Here is a 16,949-nt window from a genome sequence, read left to right as displayed (position 1 = left end):
CTTACAGCCAGCCACGCTCCTTGTAGTAACGCTCGGCACCTTCATGCAGCGGGGCGGTGAGGCCGACCTTGATCATGTCTTGTTCTTTCAGGTCGGCGAAGGCCGGGTGCAGCTTGCGGAAGCGATCGAGATTCTCGAACACCGACTTGACCAGCTGGTACACCACCTCGGCATCGGTCTTGGAAGTGACCGACAGCACCGCCTTGCCACCGATCGACTGGGTCGCCGCGTCGCTACCCTTGTACAGGCCACCCGGAATCTCGGCCTTGGTGTAGTAGCTCTTCTCGCTCAGCAGCTTGTCGATGTCCGGGCCGGTGATCGGCACCAGCACGGCGTCGACGGTAGTGGTGGCTTCCTGGATGGCGCCATTGGGATGGCCGACGAAATAGGTCATGGCGTCGATGTTGTTGTCGCTCAGGGCGCTGGCCTGCTCGGCCGGCTTGAGCTCGGAGGCGAGTTTGAAAGCCGACTTGTCCCAGCCCTTGATGCGCATGATCTCTTCCAGCGTATCGCGCTGGCCGGAGCCGGGGTTGCCGATGTTCACGCGCTTGCCCTTGAGGTCATCGAGGCCCTTGATGTTGGCATCCTTGCGGGCCAGCACGGTGAATACCTCGCTCTGCAGGGAGAACACCGCACGCAGGTCTTGCATCGCGCCTTGGGCCTCGAACGGCGCCTCGCCCTTCATGGCCTTGTACTGGTGGTCGGACTGCATGATGCCGAAGTTGTACTCGCCCGAACGCAGGCCGTTGACGTTGGCCACGCCACCGCCGCTGGCTGGTGCGTTGCACTTGATGCCGGTTTTCGATGAGTCACGATTGACGAAGCGGCAGATCGACTGCCCGGCCACGTAGTAGACGCCCGTCTGGCCGCCGGTGCCGATGGTCACGAATTGATCCTGCGCCTGGGCGACGCCGCCCATGGCAACGAGAGAGAGGCCAGCAGAGAGGGCCAAAGCCAATGGAAGTGCTTTCATGTGTTGCTCCCTTTGTTATTTATTCGAATGAAGCCGGGTCGCCTTAGCGAGGCGCGTACCTTACCGGAGTCGCGCCGCTGCATTCCATGCCGATTGGGCATGGGCCAATGCCAGAATTGTAAGCGTTGGCAAAGCAAGCAGACCACCGCACATCACTCCAGTGCCAACAATCAAAGCGGCGAAGTTCATCACACAACCACAGGCGCTGTACCGTTAAGCGTTGTGAATCCGTAATCGCGGCAGCCGGATGACCCTGGTTTTCGGCGAGATTCAGGCACCTCGCCGCGGCGCATCAGGCATGGCGGTTTGCGACAGAGAGGCAATCGCGCGGCAGGCTTTCAGCATGGCTGGCCAGATGGCACCTGCCCCTGGGCGGCGATGCGGGATCGCGAGGCTTTTTTCTGCCCAGCGGTTGCCAGGACAAGCGACTGGCAGAGGCACATGGCTCTACGTTGGCCATCTGCCCGAGTCGATCCGATGGGTTTGTAGGCTGGCGCAGCAGCGGCCATCGATGGTCGTCAGGCATCCGCCCGAAAGGGAGTTTCGACCGAGTCGCGATGTGCCCGGTGTCCTTCAGGCATCTGCGGCGCATCGTCAGTCGCCGCGGGCCGCGTCGACTAACGCGCCACGGCAACACCACGTTCACGGCAAAGCGTTGCGTTGGCCAGCACTGGCCGCATGGCCCCTTTTGCCCACGTGAGCCCCGCTCAGTCGGCCTGCACGGTGACCTGCTGCTGTTCGCCCAGCCCGGCGATACCCAGTTTGACGGTCTGCCCGGCACGCAGGAATACCGGGTTGGGCTTGATGCCCAGGCCCACGCCTGGCGGCGTGCCGGTGGAGATCACGTCGCCCGGCTGCAGGCTCATGCAGCGGCTCAGGTAGGCGATCAGTTGCGGCACGTTGAAGATAAGCGTGCGCGTGTTGCCCTGCTGGTAGCGGTGGCCGTCGACCTCCAGCCACATGTCCAGATTGTGCGGGTCGGCGATTTCGTCGCGGGTTACCAGCCAGGGGCCGAGCGGGCCGAAGGTGTCGAAGCCCTTGCCCTTGTCCCAACTGCCGCCGCGTTCGAGCTGCCACTCACGCTCGGACACGTCGTTGATCACGCAATAGCCGGCGACATGGTCCATGGCGGTGGCTTCGTCGATGTAGCGCCCGCCCTTGCCGATCACCACGCCCAGTTCCACTTCCCAATCGGTCTTGGTCGAGCCGCGGGGAATCTCCACGGCGTCGTTGGGGCCGCAGATGGCGCTGGTCCATTTGTTGAAGATGATCGGCTCCTCTGGCACGTCCATTCCCGATTCGGCAGCGTGGTCGGCGTAGTTGAGGCCGATGCACACGAACTTGCCGACCTGGCCGACGCAGGCGCCGATGCGCGGGTTGCCGGCCACGACCGGCAGGCTGGCCGGGTCGAGCTGCGCCAGCGCGGCGAGGCCCGCGGGCGTCAGCACGTCGCCGGCGATGTCGGCCACATGCCCGGAGAGGTCACGAATCCTGTTGTCGGCATCCAGCAGGCCTGGCTTTTCCGCGCCCTTGGCGCCGTAACGTAGCAGTTTCATGTGGGGTCCTTGTTCAGGTTCAAGACGTGGCTCAGATGCTCATGCCGCCATCGATCACATGCAGCGCACCGGTGGTATAGGAAGACGCATCGGAACCGAGGTAAAGCACCAGCCGGGCAATTTCCTCGGCGCTGCCGAGGCGGCCCATGGGCTGACGGGCAACGAACTGGCCGTACACCTGCTCCTCGGCCACGCCCTGCTGCGCCGCCTGTTCGGCGATGCGCGCGCGCAGCGAGGGCGAGTCGACGGTGCCCGGGCAGATCGCGTTGCAGCGAATGCCCTGGCCGATGTAGTCGGCGGCCACCGCCTTGGTCAGGCCGACCACCGCCGCCTTGCTGGCGGTGTAGGCGCAGCGGTTGGGCACGCCCTTGATGCTCGACGCCACCGAGGCCATGTTGATGATCGAGCCGCCACCGCGAGCGAGCATGCCCGGCAGCGTGGCGCGAATCATCCGGTACATGGCGGTGACGTTGAGCTGCAGGGAGCGCTCCCAGGCGGCCTCGTCGCAGTCCAGAATGCTGCCGGCGTGCACGTAGCCCGCGCAGTTGAACAGCACGTCCACCGCACCGACCTGCTCGCTGAGCGCGGCGATGGCCTGGGCCGAGGTGACGTCCAGCTGCAGGGCGGTGAGGCCCGGCTCATCCTGCAATGCGCCAATCGCGATATCGGTGGCGATCACCTCGGCACCCGCGGCCGCGAAGGCCCGGGCGCTGGCCAGGCCGATGCCCTGGCCGGCGGCGGTGATCAGCACACGTTTGCCGCGCAACTCGCTCATGCTTTCTCCAGGGTCAGGCTGCCGGTAGGCGTGGCGACCGGCGTGCGGCTGGGCGTGCCGAGCATGCTGCGCGGGATGGCCATGATCAGCGCGCCGCTGACGAACAGGCAGGCGGCCAGCACGTAGGTGCCGTTGTTGATGTCGCCGGTCATGGTTTCCGCCATGGCGGTGATCATCGAGCCGGTGAAGCCGGACAGGTTGCCGAACGAGTTGATGATGCCGATGCCGGCCGCTGCGGCGATGCCGGACAGCACGGTGCCGGGCAGCGTCCAGTAGATCGGCATCAGGCTGAGGATGCCGGAGGCGGCGACACTCAGGAACAGTACCGAGAGCACAATGTTGTGGGCGAAGTAGGCGCTGAGCATCAGCCCGACGCCGCCGATAAAGGCCGGAATCGCGGCATGCAGGCGACGCTCGCCGGTGCGGTTGGAATGGCGGGCGTTGAGCAGCATCGCCACGGCGGCCACGCCGTAGGGAATGGCGGTCAGCAGGCCGATGTGCAGGCTGCTGGTGATACCCGCGCTCTTGATGATTGATGGCATCCAGAACGCCAGGCCGTAGAAACCGGTGTTGAAGGTCAGCAGAATCAATACCAGCAGCCATACGCGTGGATTCAGGAAGGCTTCGCTCAGGCGCGAGGCCTTGCCGCTGTTGTCCTGCTGCAGGTTGGCCTTGAGCAGGGTCTTCTCGGCGGCGGACAGCCACTTGGCCTTGTCGATGTTGTCGCACAGGCAGACGATCACCACGACCGCCATGACGATCGACGGCAGGCCTTCGATCAGCAGCATCCACTGCCAGCCGGACAGCCCGTGCACGCCCTGCATGGCGGTCATCAACCAGCCCGAGAGCATGCCGCCGATGACCAGGCTGATCGGCAGCGCCAGCAGGAAGCCGGACATCACGCGGCTCTGCCGGTGGGTCGGGAACCAGTAGTTGAGGTACAGGATCACGCCCGGAAAGAAGCCGGCTTCACAGATGCCGAGCAGGAAACGCAGGGTGTAGAACATGGTGCTCGACTGGATGCCGAAGAACTGCGCCAGCGGCACGGTGAACGCCACGGCCATCGACACCAGCGCCCAGGTGAACATGATGCGGGCGATCCAGAAGCGCGCGCCGAGGCGGTGCAGCAACAGGTTGCTCGGCACCTCGAACAGGAAGTAGCCCCAGAAGAACATGCTCGCGCCCAGGGCGTAGACGGTGTTGCTGAACTGCAGGTCTTCGAGCATATCCAGCTTGGCGAAGCCGATGTTGACGCGGTCCAGATAGGCCGCCATGTAGCACAGCAGCAGGATGGGCAGGATGCGCAGGATCACCTTGCGGTAGGTGCGGTCCTCGAAGGTGCTGTCGTGGTCGCGCGCCGGCGCGGCCGATGGCTCGGTACGTGGTTGCATGGTGGTGACCCTTGGGCATGCGCGCATGCCTGATTGTTTTTATTGAAATGGGCTTCGCCGGGCGGCGCCTGGCGATACAGCAGTGGTTACAGCGGTGAGGCTCCCTGACGGTGAATGGGCCACCCGGCAGCTTGGGGTGCCGGGCTCGACGCCGGGCGCGTGCCCGACCGCAGTGGCGATGGCCGGTAATCTATGCCGCGGATCGATTCAATCCCAATGGCATTTGCTGATTAATCGATAACGTTGCGTTATCGAATCAGTCACGCTCGCGCTGCGCATTGGCGAGCAGGATGTCGGCGAACTCCCGGGCCGGCCCCAGCAGCTGATCGCCCTTACGGGTGAGAATCCCGTAGTCCTGGGGCAGCAGGTAGAACGGTGTGTCGAGCTTCTTCAACAGGCCGCTTTCCAGGTGCTCAAGCACCATGGCTTCGGGCAGCATGCCGATCATCGGGCCGCCCTGCAGCACCTTGAGAAAGGTCTGCATGGAGATGGTGTCGATGGTGTTGCGCGGCACCTCCACCCTGGCCTTGGCGAACACCTCTTCCATGCGCCCACGGATCGGCGTGCCCTTGGGATAGAGAATCCACGGCCAGGTCACCAGTTGCTCCAGGGTCATGGGCCCGGCCTCGCACAGCGGGTGACGGCTGTTGACCACGATGCAGAACGGCTCCGGCGCCAGAGGCTGGAAGTCATAGCGCTGCTGCTGGCTCTGCTCGGTGAAACGGCCGATGGCCAGATCCAGGTTGCGCTCCTCGAGCATTTCCATCAGGTGGTCGCTGGTCTGCTCGACCACTTCGATGGCCAGCAGCGGCCAGCGCTGCTTGATCTGCACGATGGCCTCGGGCAGCGCCACCGCCGTGGCGGCGAAGATGCCGCCGACCTTGAGGTGACCATGGCCGCCGGCGCTGAGGTTGTTGATCTGCTCGACGAAGGTGCGCGCGTCGTTGAGCGCCAGGTGCGCATAGCGCAGCACCTGGGCGCCCAGCGGCGTGGGTTGCATGCTGCGCGGCAGGCGCTCGAACACGGCGAAGCCGAGCAGGCTCTCGATCTCCTTGAGCATCTTGCTCAACGCCGGCTGGCTGAGGTTCATCTGCTGCGCCGCCAGGTGCATGTTGCGGGTGCGGCCCAGGGTGTCGAGGAGCGTCAGGTGACGGAATTTCAGCCAGTTGCAGAAGCTCGAGAACGACAGATCCGACATGGGCAGCTCCAGGCATTCAATAACGCCAGGTTATTGATAATTGAAAATATGCCATTGGAGTTTATCCACATCGGCGCCTAGCTTGCAGCTTTCATGCACCCCGGAATCCATCGCCATGTCGATCCGCCTGACCCCTGAAAACACCCTGCCCGCCGACGCGGCCACGGCCACGCTGATCGGCCGCGCCTGGGTTCCCGGCGCCATCGCCGGCCCTTCACCCATCGTGCTGCGCGCCGACGGCGTGTTCGATCTGTCGGCTCGCTTCGCCACCCTCAGCCAGTTGCTGGAACTCGATGATCCGCTGCAGGCGGTGCGCGAAACGCCCGGCACCTTCGTCGGCAGCATCGAGGCGCTGCTGGCCAACACCGGCGCCCACGCCGACCCGAGCCAGGCGTATCTGCTGGCGCCAGCCGACCTGCAGGTGATCAAGGCCGCCGGGGTGACCTTCGCCGCCAGCATGATCGAGCGGGTGATCGAGGAGAAAGCCGCCGGCGACGCCGCCAAGGCGCAGAGCGTGCGGGCCATCGTGCGCGAAGCCATCGGCGACAACCTGCGCGCGGTACAGCCCGGCTCGCCCCAGGCGATGCGCCTCAAGGAGCTGCTGATCGAGCAGAACATGTGGTCGCAGTACCTGGAAGTCGGCATCGGCCCGGACGCGGAGATCTTCACCAAGGCACCGATTCTGGCCGCCGTGGGCAGCGCCAGCGAGATCGGCATCCACCCGATTTCCCAGTGGAACAACCCGGAGCCGGAAGTGGTGCTGGCGGTCAACAGCCGCGGGCAGATCCACGGTGCGACCCTGGGCAACGACGTCAACCTGCGCGACGTGGAAGGCCGTAGCGCCCTCTTGCTCAGCAAGGCCAAGGACAACAACGCCTCCTGCGCCATCGGCCCGTTCATCCGCCTGTTCGACGAACACTTCGACCTCGATACAGTGCGCAACTGCGTGGTAGAGCTCGAGGTTGAAGGCACCGACGGTTACCGGCTCACCGGCTCCAGCTCCATGGACCAGATCAGCCGCGACCCGCAGAACCTGGCGAGCCAGACCCTCAACGCCTCGCACCAGTATCCGGACGGCTTCCTGCTGTTTCTCGGCACCCTGTTCGCGCCCACCGAGGACCGCGACCACCCCGGCAGTGGCTTTACCCATAAAATCGGCGACCGCGTGAGCATCAGCAGCCCGCGCCTTGGCGCCCTGCACAACCAGGTGACCACCAGCGACAAGGCCGCACCCTGGACCTTCGGCATCACCGCGCTGATCAAGAACCTCAGCGCCCGCGGCCTGCTGGACTGATCATCGCTGTATCCAGCGCCAAGCGATTCATTCAAGAACAAGAGAAACGAATCATGACCGACCCCAAACGCCCGCTGCGCAGCCAGCAGTGGTTCGACGATCCCGACCACGCCGACATGACCGCCATCTACGTCGAGCGCTACATGAACTACGGGCTGACCCGCGCCGAGCTGCAGTCAGGCCGGCCGATCATCGGCATCGCCCAGACCGGCAGCGACCTGACGCCCTGCAACCGCCACCACCTGGAGCTGGCCCAGCGGGTCAAGGCCGGCATCCGCGATGCCGGCGGCATTCCCATGGAATTTCCGGTGCACCCCATCGCCGAGCAGAGCCGTCGTCCCACTGCCGCGCTGGACCGCAACCTGGCCTACCTGGGCCTGGTGGAAATCCTCCACGGCTACCCGCTGGACGGCGTGGTGCTGACCACCGGCTGCGACAAGACCACGCCGGCCTGCCTGATGGCCGCGGCCACCACCGACCTGCCGGCCATCGTACTGTCCGGCGGGCCGATGCTCGACGGCCACCACAAGGGCGAGCTGATCGGCTCGGGCACCGTGCTCTGGCACGCGCGCAAGTTGATGGCCGCGGGCGAAATCGACTACGAAGGCTTCATGGAAATGACCACCGCCGCCTCGCCGTCGGTGGGCCACTGCAACACCATGGGCACGGCCCTGTCGATGAACGCCCTGGCCGAAGCACTGGGCATGTCGCTGACCGGCTGCGCCAGCATTCCCGCGCCCTACCGCGAGCGCGGGCAGATGGCCTACGCCACCGGCAAGCGCATCTGCGAACTGGTGATGCAGGACGTGCGCCCCTCGCAGATCATGACCCGCGAAGCCTTCGAGAACGCCATCGCGGTGGCCTCGGCCCTCGGCGCGTCGAGCAACTGCCCGCCGCACCTGATCGCCATCGCCCGGCACATGGGCATCGAGCTGAGCCTCGAGGACTGGCAACGCATCGGCGAGAGCGTGCCGCTGCTGGTCAACTGCATGCCGGCCGGCAAATACCTGGGCGAAGGCTTCCACCACGCCGGCGGCGTGCCAGCGGTAATGCACGAGCTGCAGAAGGCCGGGCGCCTGCACGAAGACTGCATGACGGTCAGCGGCCGGCGTATCGGCGAGATCGTCGCAGGCACGGTGACCGGCAACCGCGAGGTGATCCTGCCCTACGACGAGCCGCTCAAGCACAGCGCCGGCTTCATCGTGCTCAGCGGCAACTTCTTCGACAGCGCGATCATGAAGATGTCGGTGGTCGGCGAAGCCTTCCGCAAGACCTACCTGGCCGAGCCCGGCAAGGAGAACTGCTTCGAAGCGCGGGCCATCGTCTTCGAGGGCCCCGAGGACTACCACGCGCGCATCAACGACCCGTCGTTGGATATCGACGAGCGCTGCATCCTGGTGGTACGTGGCGCCGGCCCGGTCGGTTATCCGGGCAGCGCCGAGGTGGTCAACATGGACCCGCCGGCGGCGCTGATCAAACAGGGCGTGACCTCCCTGCCCTGCCTGGGCGATGGCCGGCAGAGCGGCACCTCGGCCAGCCCGTCGATCCTCAACATGTCGCCGGAAGCAGCGGTGGGCGGCGGCCTGGCGCTGCTGCAGACCAACGACGTGCTGCGCGTCGACCTCAACGCCCGTTCGGTGAACCTGCTGATCGACGACGAGGAGATGCAGCGCCGTCGCGCCGCCTGGAAGCCGAGCTATCCCGCCTCGCAAACACCCTGGCAGGAGCTGTATCGCCAGCTGGTCGGCCAGCTCTCCACCGGCGGCTGCCTGGAACCGGCCACCCTGCACATGCGCATAATCGCGCGCAGCGGCGGTATGCCGCGGCACTCCCACTGAGGGGCCTGTCGTCAGGCATTAAAAAGCTTGTTCCCATTGTAGGGGGAATGTTTGGTTGACACCGGACTGGCAATTTTGTGTGAGCGCGCGGGTGTTCTCGGCGCTCAAGTTGTTTATCGGCGTTCTACTGACGTCTCCGGTTTCGCCCTGTCGGGCGAGTCACTTTTGCGGGCAAAAGTAACCAAAACCCTCCGCCCCATCATCCGGCCCCGGCTACGCCGGGGCCGGATGATGGGGTGCGCTTTCTTTTGCTTACTTTTCTTTGCGCACTTCAAAGAAAAGTGAGTCGCCCGAGGGGGCGAAACAGGGAGCATCTGCACACACCGCAGCGGCGTCTACAACATCAAGCGAGCCAACACATTAAGTTGCCAGTCCGGTGTCAAGACTGACCTTCCCGCCTCCGCGAAGAACCATTAAAAAGGGGCGCACCTTCACAGGTGCGCCCCTCGTGTCGATCACCGGCTTACGATCAGCGTGCGAGCTTCTTCGCCGCGCGCTTGTGCACCAGCACACCGAGCGCCACCACCAAGGCTGCCGCCGCGCCGGTGGAGATGACCAGCACCTGGTATTCCTCGACGAATGCCATGGTCACCAGGGAGCCGACGATGAACAGGATCACCAGGTAGGTCAGCCAGGGGAACAGCCACATTTTCAGGCGGATGTCCTTGCCCTCGGCTTCCAGCTTGCGGCGCATCTTCAGTTGCGAGAAGGCGATCACCAGATACACCAGCAGGGCGATCATGCCGGTGGTGTTCATCAGGGTGTCGAGCACGTCCTTGGGGCGCAGGGTTTCGCTGAAGTTGATCAGCGCCACGAAGATGGCCACCGAGCAGGAGGCAATGATCGCGAACACCGGCACGCCGGTTCCGGTACGGGTGATTTTCAGGAAGCGCGGCGCGTCACCCCGGGTGGACAGCGAGAACAGCATGCGCGAGGCGGTGTAGTGCGCCGAGATCATGCAACTGCTCACCGAGGTCAGCACCACGAAGTTCATCACCAGCTCGGCGTAGGGAATGCCCAGCAGCTCCAGGGTACGGCGGTAGGAACCGTAGCCGGACTGGGCCATCAGCGGGTCGTTCCAAGGCACCAGGCAGACGATCAGGAAGATCGAGCCGATATAGAACAGGCACACGCGCCAGACCACCGAGTTGGTGGCCTTGACGATCTGGTTGGCCGGGTCCTTGGCTTCCGAGGCGGCGATGGTGACGATCTCGGCACCGAGGAAAGCGAACATCACCCCGAGAATGGCCACCACCACGGACTCGATACCGTTGGGCATGAAGCCCTGGGCGGTCAGGTTGCTGAAGCCGCGCGTCTCGCCGGTCGGCCACAGGCTGAGCACGGCCAGGCTGCAGACCGCCAGGAAGCAGATGATCGCCACCACCTTGATCAGCGCGAACCAGAACTCGAACTCGCCGTAGTGCTTGACGTTGAAGAAGTTGATGCTGATCAGCACCAGGGTGGCGGCCAGCACGAAGACGTTGACGCTGACCTCCGGGAACCAGCCATTGAGGATGGTGCCCGCCACGTAGGCTTCCCAGGCCATGAGGATGACCCAGAACCACCAGTACAACCAGCCGATGGTGAAACCGGCCCAGCGGCCGATGGCGCGCTCGGCGTAGGTGGAGAACGAGCCGGTGTCCGGCGAGGAGGTGGCCATCTCACCGAGCATGCGCATGATCAGCACCACCAGGATGCCGCCCGCCAGGTAGGCCAGTACCGCTGCCGGCCCGGCGCTGTGGATCACGCTGCCGGAGCCGACGAACAATGCCCCGCCGATCACCCCGGCGATGGACATCATGGTGAGGTGCCGGGGCTTCAATGACGCACTGAGCTTGCTCTCAGGCTCCTGCTTAGCCTGTTCGGCTGATACCGCATCCATAGAAGGACTCCCTCTTATTGATTTTGCTGAAACAGTTGAAGCCAGGCCGCTGCGCATGCCGCCATGCGGCGCGCCAGCAGGCTTCGCTGCGTGATCGCTTTCCATGAGCGTTTCCGGATCCGGCGAGCCGGTCTCGGGCAACAGTTCCTTGCCGAAATCCATCCGGTTAAAGCAGAGAAAGGCCCCGTCACCACCGTGACAGCCAAGCCGATTACCGCAGGGGTGCTACCTGGAAATCACCGGCACACCGTTTTGAATGTTCGTTTTACTCCACAAATCCGCGCAACCCACAGCCGCTCCGGCCGTGTACGCGCCATCAACCCGATAGCCGAAATGCGCCGTTAAAGCCTTTAAAAACAAGCCAGTAACCGGCTTTCACGGGTAACCGAACAGGCAAATAAGACCCGTTCGTTAAATTCAACGCGCCGGATGGTAACGGAAAATTTCCATTTGGGAATACTCCGCGCGTGCAACGAGCAGATAGGTGGCATCGCGAACGGGCTGTTGCAGTCGCCAGACCTGGACAGAGTCGTAGCGTGGATCGGGGCGCGTAGCCGGCGCGTTATCCGCCGCGGCTACGCCAACGGCGACCGAGTCGTAGGAAGGGCCGGGGCCTGCCTTGTGGGAGAGCGCCATGCGCGCGAATCGCGGGCATGGACTAGGCGTCCCGCCCGCTCCCACATCCGCCACCGCCTGCCGATGCCTACGGTAGATGAGAAGAGCATCCACGCTGCGCGACCCGCTCGCCCTACCAGGCTGCGTGGAAACGCCAGCAACCAGAAGCAATCACCTACTTCGATTTGGCCTTTCTGGCTCCAGCACCAGCACGCCGGGCCGGCGCGCCTTTGCGTGGAGCAGCCTTGCGCTTGCCCTTCCAGGCAGGCTTGCCACCCGGCGGCGGGCCACTGATGGTCAGCTGCAGCTCACGGCAGCGCTCGATCTGCCGGCCCATCCAGGCCGACTGCTTGGCGACGAACTCCTCCAGCGGCATCTCACCGCTCTGCACCATGTCCAGTGCCTGCTCCCAGATCGCCGTGGTGCCAGGGTCGGCGATGGCGCGGGGCACCGCATCGATCAGGCCGAAGGCTGCCGAGGTGGCCGCCAGGGTCTTGCCCTGCTTGCTCAGGTAACCGCGGTCGATCAGCCCCTGGATGATCCCGGCGCGGGTGGCTTCGGTGCCGATGCCGGTGGTGTCCTTGAGCTTCTGCTTCAGGCGCGGATCCTCGACCAGCCGCGCCACGTTCTTCATGGCCTGGATCAGGTCGCCTTCGGTGAACGGCTTGGGCGGCTGGGTGAACTGGTCCTTGAGCGTCACCTCGCGTACCGCGCACTGCTGTCCTTCGTGCAACGTGGGCAACGCCTGGGGTGCAGGCGCCTCACGGCCCTTGCTCGGGGCCAGGGCTTCGGGCAATGCGCGCTTCCAGCCGGGCTCGACGATCTGCTTGCCGACCGCGCGCAGGCTATGGCCGGCGCAATCGAAATCCGCCTGGGTGCGCTCGTATTCGTGGTTGGGCAGGAACTGCGCCAGGTAGCGGGCGCGGATCAGCTCGTAGACGGCACGTGGCCGGCCGCTCAGCCGGGCCAGGCCACTAGCTGCCAGGGTCGGGATGATGCCATGGTGGGCGCTGACCCTGGCGTCGTTCCAGGCCCGCGAACGGCGCCCGGCCTGGGTATGCGCCAGCACCTCGCGCAAACCTGGGTCGGCCTGCCCCAGCGCCGCCAGAATGGCCGGCGCCTCGGCATGCTGGCTCAGTGGCAGGTAGCCACAGTCACTACGCGGGTAGGTGATCAGCTTGTCGGTCTCGTAGAGTTTCTGGGCGATGTCCAGGGTTTCCTGGGCGCCCAGGCCGAGCTTCTTCGAGCACACCTGCTGCAACGTGCCGAGATCGAACAGCAACGGCGGCGCCTCGCGCATGCGCTCGGTCCTCAACCGTTCGAGCACGGCATGCTCGGCGCCCTGCATGGCCTCGGCGGCGCGCTGCGCGACCGCTCGCTTGAGGCAGCGGCCCTGCTCGTCGCAATCGTCCTGGGGCGCGCGCCACTGAGCGGCGAACGGCGTGCCGTTGCCGTCGAGGATGACGTCGATGGCCCAGAACGGCACCGGCACGAAGTCGGCGATGCTGCGATCCCGGTCCACCACCAGGCGCAGGGTCGGCGTCTGCACGCGGCCGACCGGCAGCACGCCCTGATAACCGGACTTGCGCCCGAGCAGGGTGAACAGACGGCTCATGTTCATGCCGATCAGCCAGTCGGCCCGCGAGCGGCCAAGCGCCGATTGATAGAGGTTGTAGGTGCTGGCGCCCGGCTTGAGCGCGGCCAGGGCCTTGCGGATCGAGGCGTCGTCCAGCGCTGACAGCCACAGGCGCTGGATCGGCCCGCGGTAGCGGCAATGGTCGAGCAGCTCGCGGGCGATCATCTCGCCTTCACGGTCGGCGTCCGTGGCGATCACCAGTTCGCTGGCTTCGCCAAGCAGGCGCTTGACCGCTTTGAACTGCGCGGCGGTCTTGGGCTTGATGCGCATCTTCCACTGCTGCGGGACGATGGGCAGGTCGTCCAGCACCCAGCGTTTGTAGCGCGCATCGTAGGCATCCGGCGGCGCCGTCTCGAGCAGATGGCCGATGCACCAGGTCACCGTCACGCCGTTGCCCAGCCAGCAGCCGTCACCGCGCCGCGTGGCCCCGAGCACGCTGGCGATGTCCTTGGCTTGGGACGGCTTTTCGCAGAGAAACAGGCGCATCAGGTATGGCCACCATAAGAGGAACACCCGCTAGAATACTGTATATCCATACAAATCGCTCACCTGGGTCGATTTGCTCGCGACAGAGCCCTCTGCTAGTGTCGCGGCGACCGCGAACCCCGCCTGAGACTGCTGACATGGCCCGCAAGAAAGCCGCGCTCGATTTCGAGCAATCCCTCACCGAGCTGCAAACCCTGGTCGAGCGCCTGGAAAACGGCGAGCTGTCGCTGGAAGAGTCACTGAGCGCCTTCGAGCAAGGCATCGGCCTGACCCGCGAATGCCAGGCCGCCCTGACCCAGGCCGAGCAGAAGGTACAGATCCTCCTGGAGCGCGACGGCGCCCTGGAAGCGGCGCCCTTCGAAACGGACGAGCCGCTATGATCGCCGCCTACCAGGCGCGCTGCCAGAAACAGGTCGACGCGGCCCTTGAGCCGCTGTTCGCGGCACCACGCGCCGAGCTCGAGCGCCTGTATGCGGCCATGCGCTACAGCGTGTTCAACGGTGGCAAGCGGGTGCGCCCGCTGCTTGCCTATGCCGCCTGCGAAGCCCTCGGCGGCAGCGCGCAGCAGGCCGATGGCGCGGCCTGCGCGGTGGAACTGATCCATGCCTATTCCCTGGTGCACGACGACCTGCCGGCCATGGACGACGACGACCTGCGTCGCGGTCAGCCGACCACCCACAAGGCCTTCGACGAAGCCACCGCGATTCTTGCCGGCGATGGCCTGCAGAGCCTGGCCTTCGCCGTGCTTGCCAGCACAGCGCACAACCCGCAGAGCGCCGAGATTCGCCTGAGCATGTTCCAGGCCCTGGCCGATGCGGCAGGCCCGGCCGGCATGGTCGGTGGCCAGGCCATCGACCTCGGCTCGGTGGGCCAGCAATTGCAGCAACCGGCACTGGAAACCATGCATCGGCACAAGACCGGTGCGCTGATCGAAGCCAGCGTGCGCCTCGGTGCCCTGGCCAGCGGCCGCGCCGACACGTACAGCCTGGCAGCGCTGAGCACCTACGCCCGCGCCGTCGGCCTGGCCTTCCAGGTGCAGGACGACATCCTCGACGTGGAAAGCGATACCGCGACCCTGGGCAAGACCCAGGGCAAGGACCAGGCGAACGACAAGCCGACCTACCCCGCCCTGCTCGGCATGGACGCGGCCAAGGCCTATGCCCTGGAGCTGCGCGACCAGGCGTTGCACGCCCTGCGGCCGTTCGGCGAGGCCGCCGAGCCGCTGCGCGAGCTGGCGCGTTATATCGTCGAACGGCGCAACTGAACCGCTGTCTATCTGACATCGCTGCTGCGGCAAACACGCCCAAGCCCTCCCTTGGGCTAGGGTCATCGCATCAGGTAGACTGCCCCACTATTTTCGAATTCCTATAACGACTCACCTGATGCCGACGACTTTCCACGAGATTCCCCGCGAACGCCCGCTGACGCCGCTGCTCGACCGTGCCAATACGCCGGATGAGTTGCGCCGCCTTGGCGAGGCCGAGCTGGAAACCCTGGCGGATGAACTGCGCCAGTACCTGCTCTACACGGTCGGCCAGACCGGCGGGCATTTTGGCGCCGGCCTCGGGGTGATCGAACTGACCGTCGCCCTGCACTACGTCTTCGATACGCCAGACGACCGCCTGGTGTGGGACGTCGGCCATCAGGCCTACCCCCACAAGATTCTTACCGGCCGCCGCGAGCGCATGGGCAGTCTGCGCCAGAAAGACGGCATCGCCGCCTTCCCGCGTCGCTCGGAGAGCGAATACGACACCTTTGGCGTTGGCCATTCCAGCACCTCGATCAGCGCCGCACTGGGCATGGCCATCGCCGCCCAGCGCCAGGGCAGCAAGCGCAAGTCGGTGGCGGTGATCGGCGACGGCGCGCTGACCGCCGGCATGGCCTTCGAAGCGCTCAACCACGCTGCCGACGTGAAGGCCAACATGCTGGTGGTGCTCAACGACAACGACATGTCGATCTCCAAGAACGTCGGCGGCCTGTCCAACTACCTGGCCAAGATCCTCTCCAGCCGCACCTACGCCAACGTGCGCGAAGGCAGCAAGAAAGTGCTGTCCAAGCTGCCCGGCGCCTGGGAAATCGCCCGCAAGACCGAAGAGCACGCCAAGGGCATGCTGGTCTCCGGCACCCTGTTCGAAGAGCTGGGCTGGAACTACATCGGCCCCATCGACGGCCACGACTTGCCGACCCTGCTGGCCACCCTGCGCAACATGCGCGACCTGGAGGGCCTGCAGTTCCTCCATGTGGTCACCAAGAAGGGCAAGGGCTTCGCGCCGGCCGAGGTCGATCCGATCGTCTACCACGCCATCACCAAGCTGGAGCCGATCAACGCGCCGGCCGAGGTGAAGAAGCCGTCCGGCCCGAAATACTCCAGCGTGTTCGGCCAATGGCTGTGCGAGATGGCCGCCCATGACGAACGCCTGATGGCGGTCACCCCGGCCATGAAGGAAGGCTCCGACCTGGTGGCGTTCAGCGAGCGTCACCCGGATCGCTACTTCGACGTGGCCATCGCCGAGCAGCATGCGGTGACGCTGGCCGCCGGCATGGCCTGCGAAGGCGCCAAGCCGGTGGTGGCGATCTACTCGACCTTCCTGCAGCGCGCCTACGATCAGCTGATCCACGACGTCGCTGTGCAGAACCTCGACGTGCTGTTCGCCATCGACCGCGCCGGCCTGGTCGGCGAAGACGGCCCGACCCACGCGGGCAGCTTCGACCTCTCCTACCTGCGCTGCATCCCCGGCATGCTGATCATGACGCCGAGCGATGAAAACGAGCTGCACCACATGCTCACCACCGGCTACCAGTTCACTGGCCCGGCGGCAGTGCGCTACCCGCGCGGCAGCGGCCCGAACGCAACCATCGACCGTGAGCTGACGCCACTGCCGATCGGCAAGGGCGTGGTGCGCCGCCAGGGCAAGGGTGTCGCCCTGCTGGTGTTCGGCGTGCAGCTGAATGAGGCCCTGCGCGTCGGCGAAACCCTGGACGCCACGGTGGTCGACATGCGCTTCGTCAAACCCCTCGACGAAGCGCTGGTCAGCGAACTGGCTGCAGGCCACGAGCTGCTGGTGACCATCGAGGAAAACAGCGTGATGGGCGGGGCCGGCAGCGCGGTCAGCGAATTCCTTGCCGCCCAGGGCACCCTCAAGCCAATGCTGCACCTGGGCCTGCCCGACAGCTATGTGGAGCACGCCCGCCCCGACCAGATGCTCGCCGAATGTGGCCTGGACGAAGCGGGCATCGAAGCGGCCGTGCGTCAGCGTCTTGAAAAAGGCTCAAGCAAAGCCTGACCGACTTGCTTGTGTTTCATG

At 65.3% G+C, this 16,949-nt stretch carries 13 protein-coding genes; 6 read left to right on the top strand and 7 right to left on the bottom strand.

Translation table 11 applies throughout. The features are described from left to right. Window position 1: 1 nt before the first annotated feature. The 5 genes from SA190iCDA_RS06050 to SA190iCDA_RS06030 all read right to left on the bottom strand — a co-directional run bounded on the left by SA190iCDA_RS06050 (window position 2) and on the right by SA190iCDA_RS06030 (window position 5,893). Window positions 2–973 (bottom strand): TAXI family TRAP transporter solute-binding subunit, encoded by a 972-nt coding sequence (locus SA190iCDA_RS06050; protein ID WP_070884431.1) that lies wholly within the window; start codon window positions 971–973, stop codon window positions 2–4. 707 nt (window positions 974–1,680) lie between these two features. Further along, window positions 1,681–2,529 carry an ureidoglycolate lyase gene (locus tag SA190iCDA_RS06045; RefSeq protein WP_070884432.1) on the bottom strand — a complete coding sequence of 283 codons (849 nt, stop codon included), beginning with the start codon at window positions 2,527–2,529 and terminating at the stop codon, window positions 1,681–1,683. A gap of 31 nt (window positions 2,530–2,560) precedes the next feature. Further along, entirely contained in the window at window positions 2,561–3,304 is a 744-nt protein-coding gene (locus SA190iCDA_RS06040; protein WP_070884433.1) for an SDR family oxidoreductase, read from the bottom strand. Beyond that, the gene (locus SA190iCDA_RS06035) at window positions 3,301–4,695 is read right to left on the bottom strand and encodes an MFS transporter (protein ID WP_070884434.1); all 1,395 of its coding nucleotides are present in this window, start codon (window positions 4,693–4,695) and stop codon (window positions 3,301–3,303) included. The genes SA190iCDA_RS06040 and SA190iCDA_RS06035 overlap by 4 nt, the downstream gene beginning before the upstream one ends. Window positions 4,696–4,951: 256 nt before the next feature. After that, entirely contained in the window at window positions 4,952–5,893 is a 942-nt protein-coding gene (locus SA190iCDA_RS06030) for a LysR family transcriptional regulator (protein WP_070884435.1), read from the bottom strand. A 115-nt stretch (window positions 5,894–6,008) separates the two neighbouring features. On the opposite strand from SA190iCDA_RS06030, the gene SA190iCDA_RS06025 reads away from it, so the two are divergent. Both SA190iCDA_RS06025 and SA190iCDA_RS06020 read left to right on the top strand, forming a co-directional pair. Continuing rightward, window positions 6,009–7,187, top strand: a complete 1,179-nt coding sequence (locus SA190iCDA_RS06025) for a fumarylacetoacetate hydrolase family protein (RefSeq protein WP_070884436.1) — start codon at window positions 6,009–6,011, stop codon at window positions 7,185–7,187. Window positions 7,188–7,240: 53 nt separating this feature from the next. Beyond that, complete coding sequence (locus tag SA190iCDA_RS06020; protein ID WP_070884437.1) at window positions 7,241–9,025, top strand: IlvD/Edd family dehydratase; 1,785 nt, start codon at window positions 7,241–7,243, stop codon at window positions 9,023–9,025. A 469-nt stretch (window positions 9,026–9,494) separates the two neighbouring features. Here the strand turns inward: SA190iCDA_RS06020 and SA190iCDA_RS06015 are convergent, their stop codons facing one another. After that, entirely contained in the window at window positions 9,495–10,907 is a 1,413-nt protein-coding gene (locus tag SA190iCDA_RS06015; RefSeq protein ID WP_070884438.1) for an amino acid permease, read from the bottom strand. A 90-nt stretch (window positions 10,908–10,997) separates the two neighbouring features. On the opposite strand from SA190iCDA_RS06015, the gene SA190iCDA_RS06010 reads away from it, so the two are divergent. Beyond that, on the top strand, window positions 10,998–11,252 hold the full coding sequence (locus SA190iCDA_RS06010; protein WP_139159444.1) for a hypothetical protein: 255 nt from the start codon (window positions 10,998–11,000) through the stop codon (window positions 11,250–11,252). 445 nt (window positions 11,253–11,697) lie between these two features. On the opposite strand, the gene SA190iCDA_RS06005 is transcribed toward SA190iCDA_RS06010, so the two are convergent. Continuing rightward, window positions 11,698–13,644 (bottom strand): DNA topoisomerase III, encoded by a 1,947-nt coding sequence (locus SA190iCDA_RS06005; protein ID WP_070884439.1) that lies wholly within the window; start codon window positions 13,642–13,644, stop codon window positions 11,698–11,700. A gap of 137 nt (window positions 13,645–13,781) precedes the next feature. Here SA190iCDA_RS06005 and SA190iCDA_RS06000 point away from each other — a divergent pair, with 137 nt between their 5' ends. From SA190iCDA_RS06000 to dxs, 3 genes are all read left to right on the top strand, one after another. After that, entirely contained in the window at window positions 13,782–14,024 is a 243-nt protein-coding gene (locus SA190iCDA_RS06000; protein WP_027903060.1) for an exodeoxyribonuclease VII small subunit, read from the top strand. Then, window positions 14,021–14,908, top strand: coding sequence for a (2E,6E)-farnesyl diphosphate synthase (gene ispA / locus SA190iCDA_RS05995; protein ID WP_070884440.1), 888 nt, complete (start codon window positions 14,021–14,023; stop codon window positions 14,906–14,908). Before SA190iCDA_RS06000 ends, ispA begins: the two co-directional genes overlap by 4 nt. A gap of 118 nt (window positions 14,909–15,026) precedes the next feature. After that, on the top strand, window positions 15,027–16,928 hold the full coding sequence (gene dxs / locus SA190iCDA_RS05990; protein ID WP_070884441.1) for a 1-deoxy-D-xylulose-5-phosphate synthase: 1,902 nt from the start codon (window positions 15,027–15,029) through the stop codon (window positions 16,926–16,928). Window positions 16,929–16,949: the final 21 nt, after the last annotated feature.

Source organism: Pseudomonas argentinensis (assembly GCF_001839655.2).
Lineage (GTDB): Bacteria > Pseudomonadota > Gammaproteobacteria > Pseudomonadales > Pseudomonadaceae > Aquipseudomonas > Aquipseudomonas argentinensis_B.
Note: the sequence above shows the minus strand (reverse complement) of the source record. Positions and strands in the feature narration are given on the sequence as shown.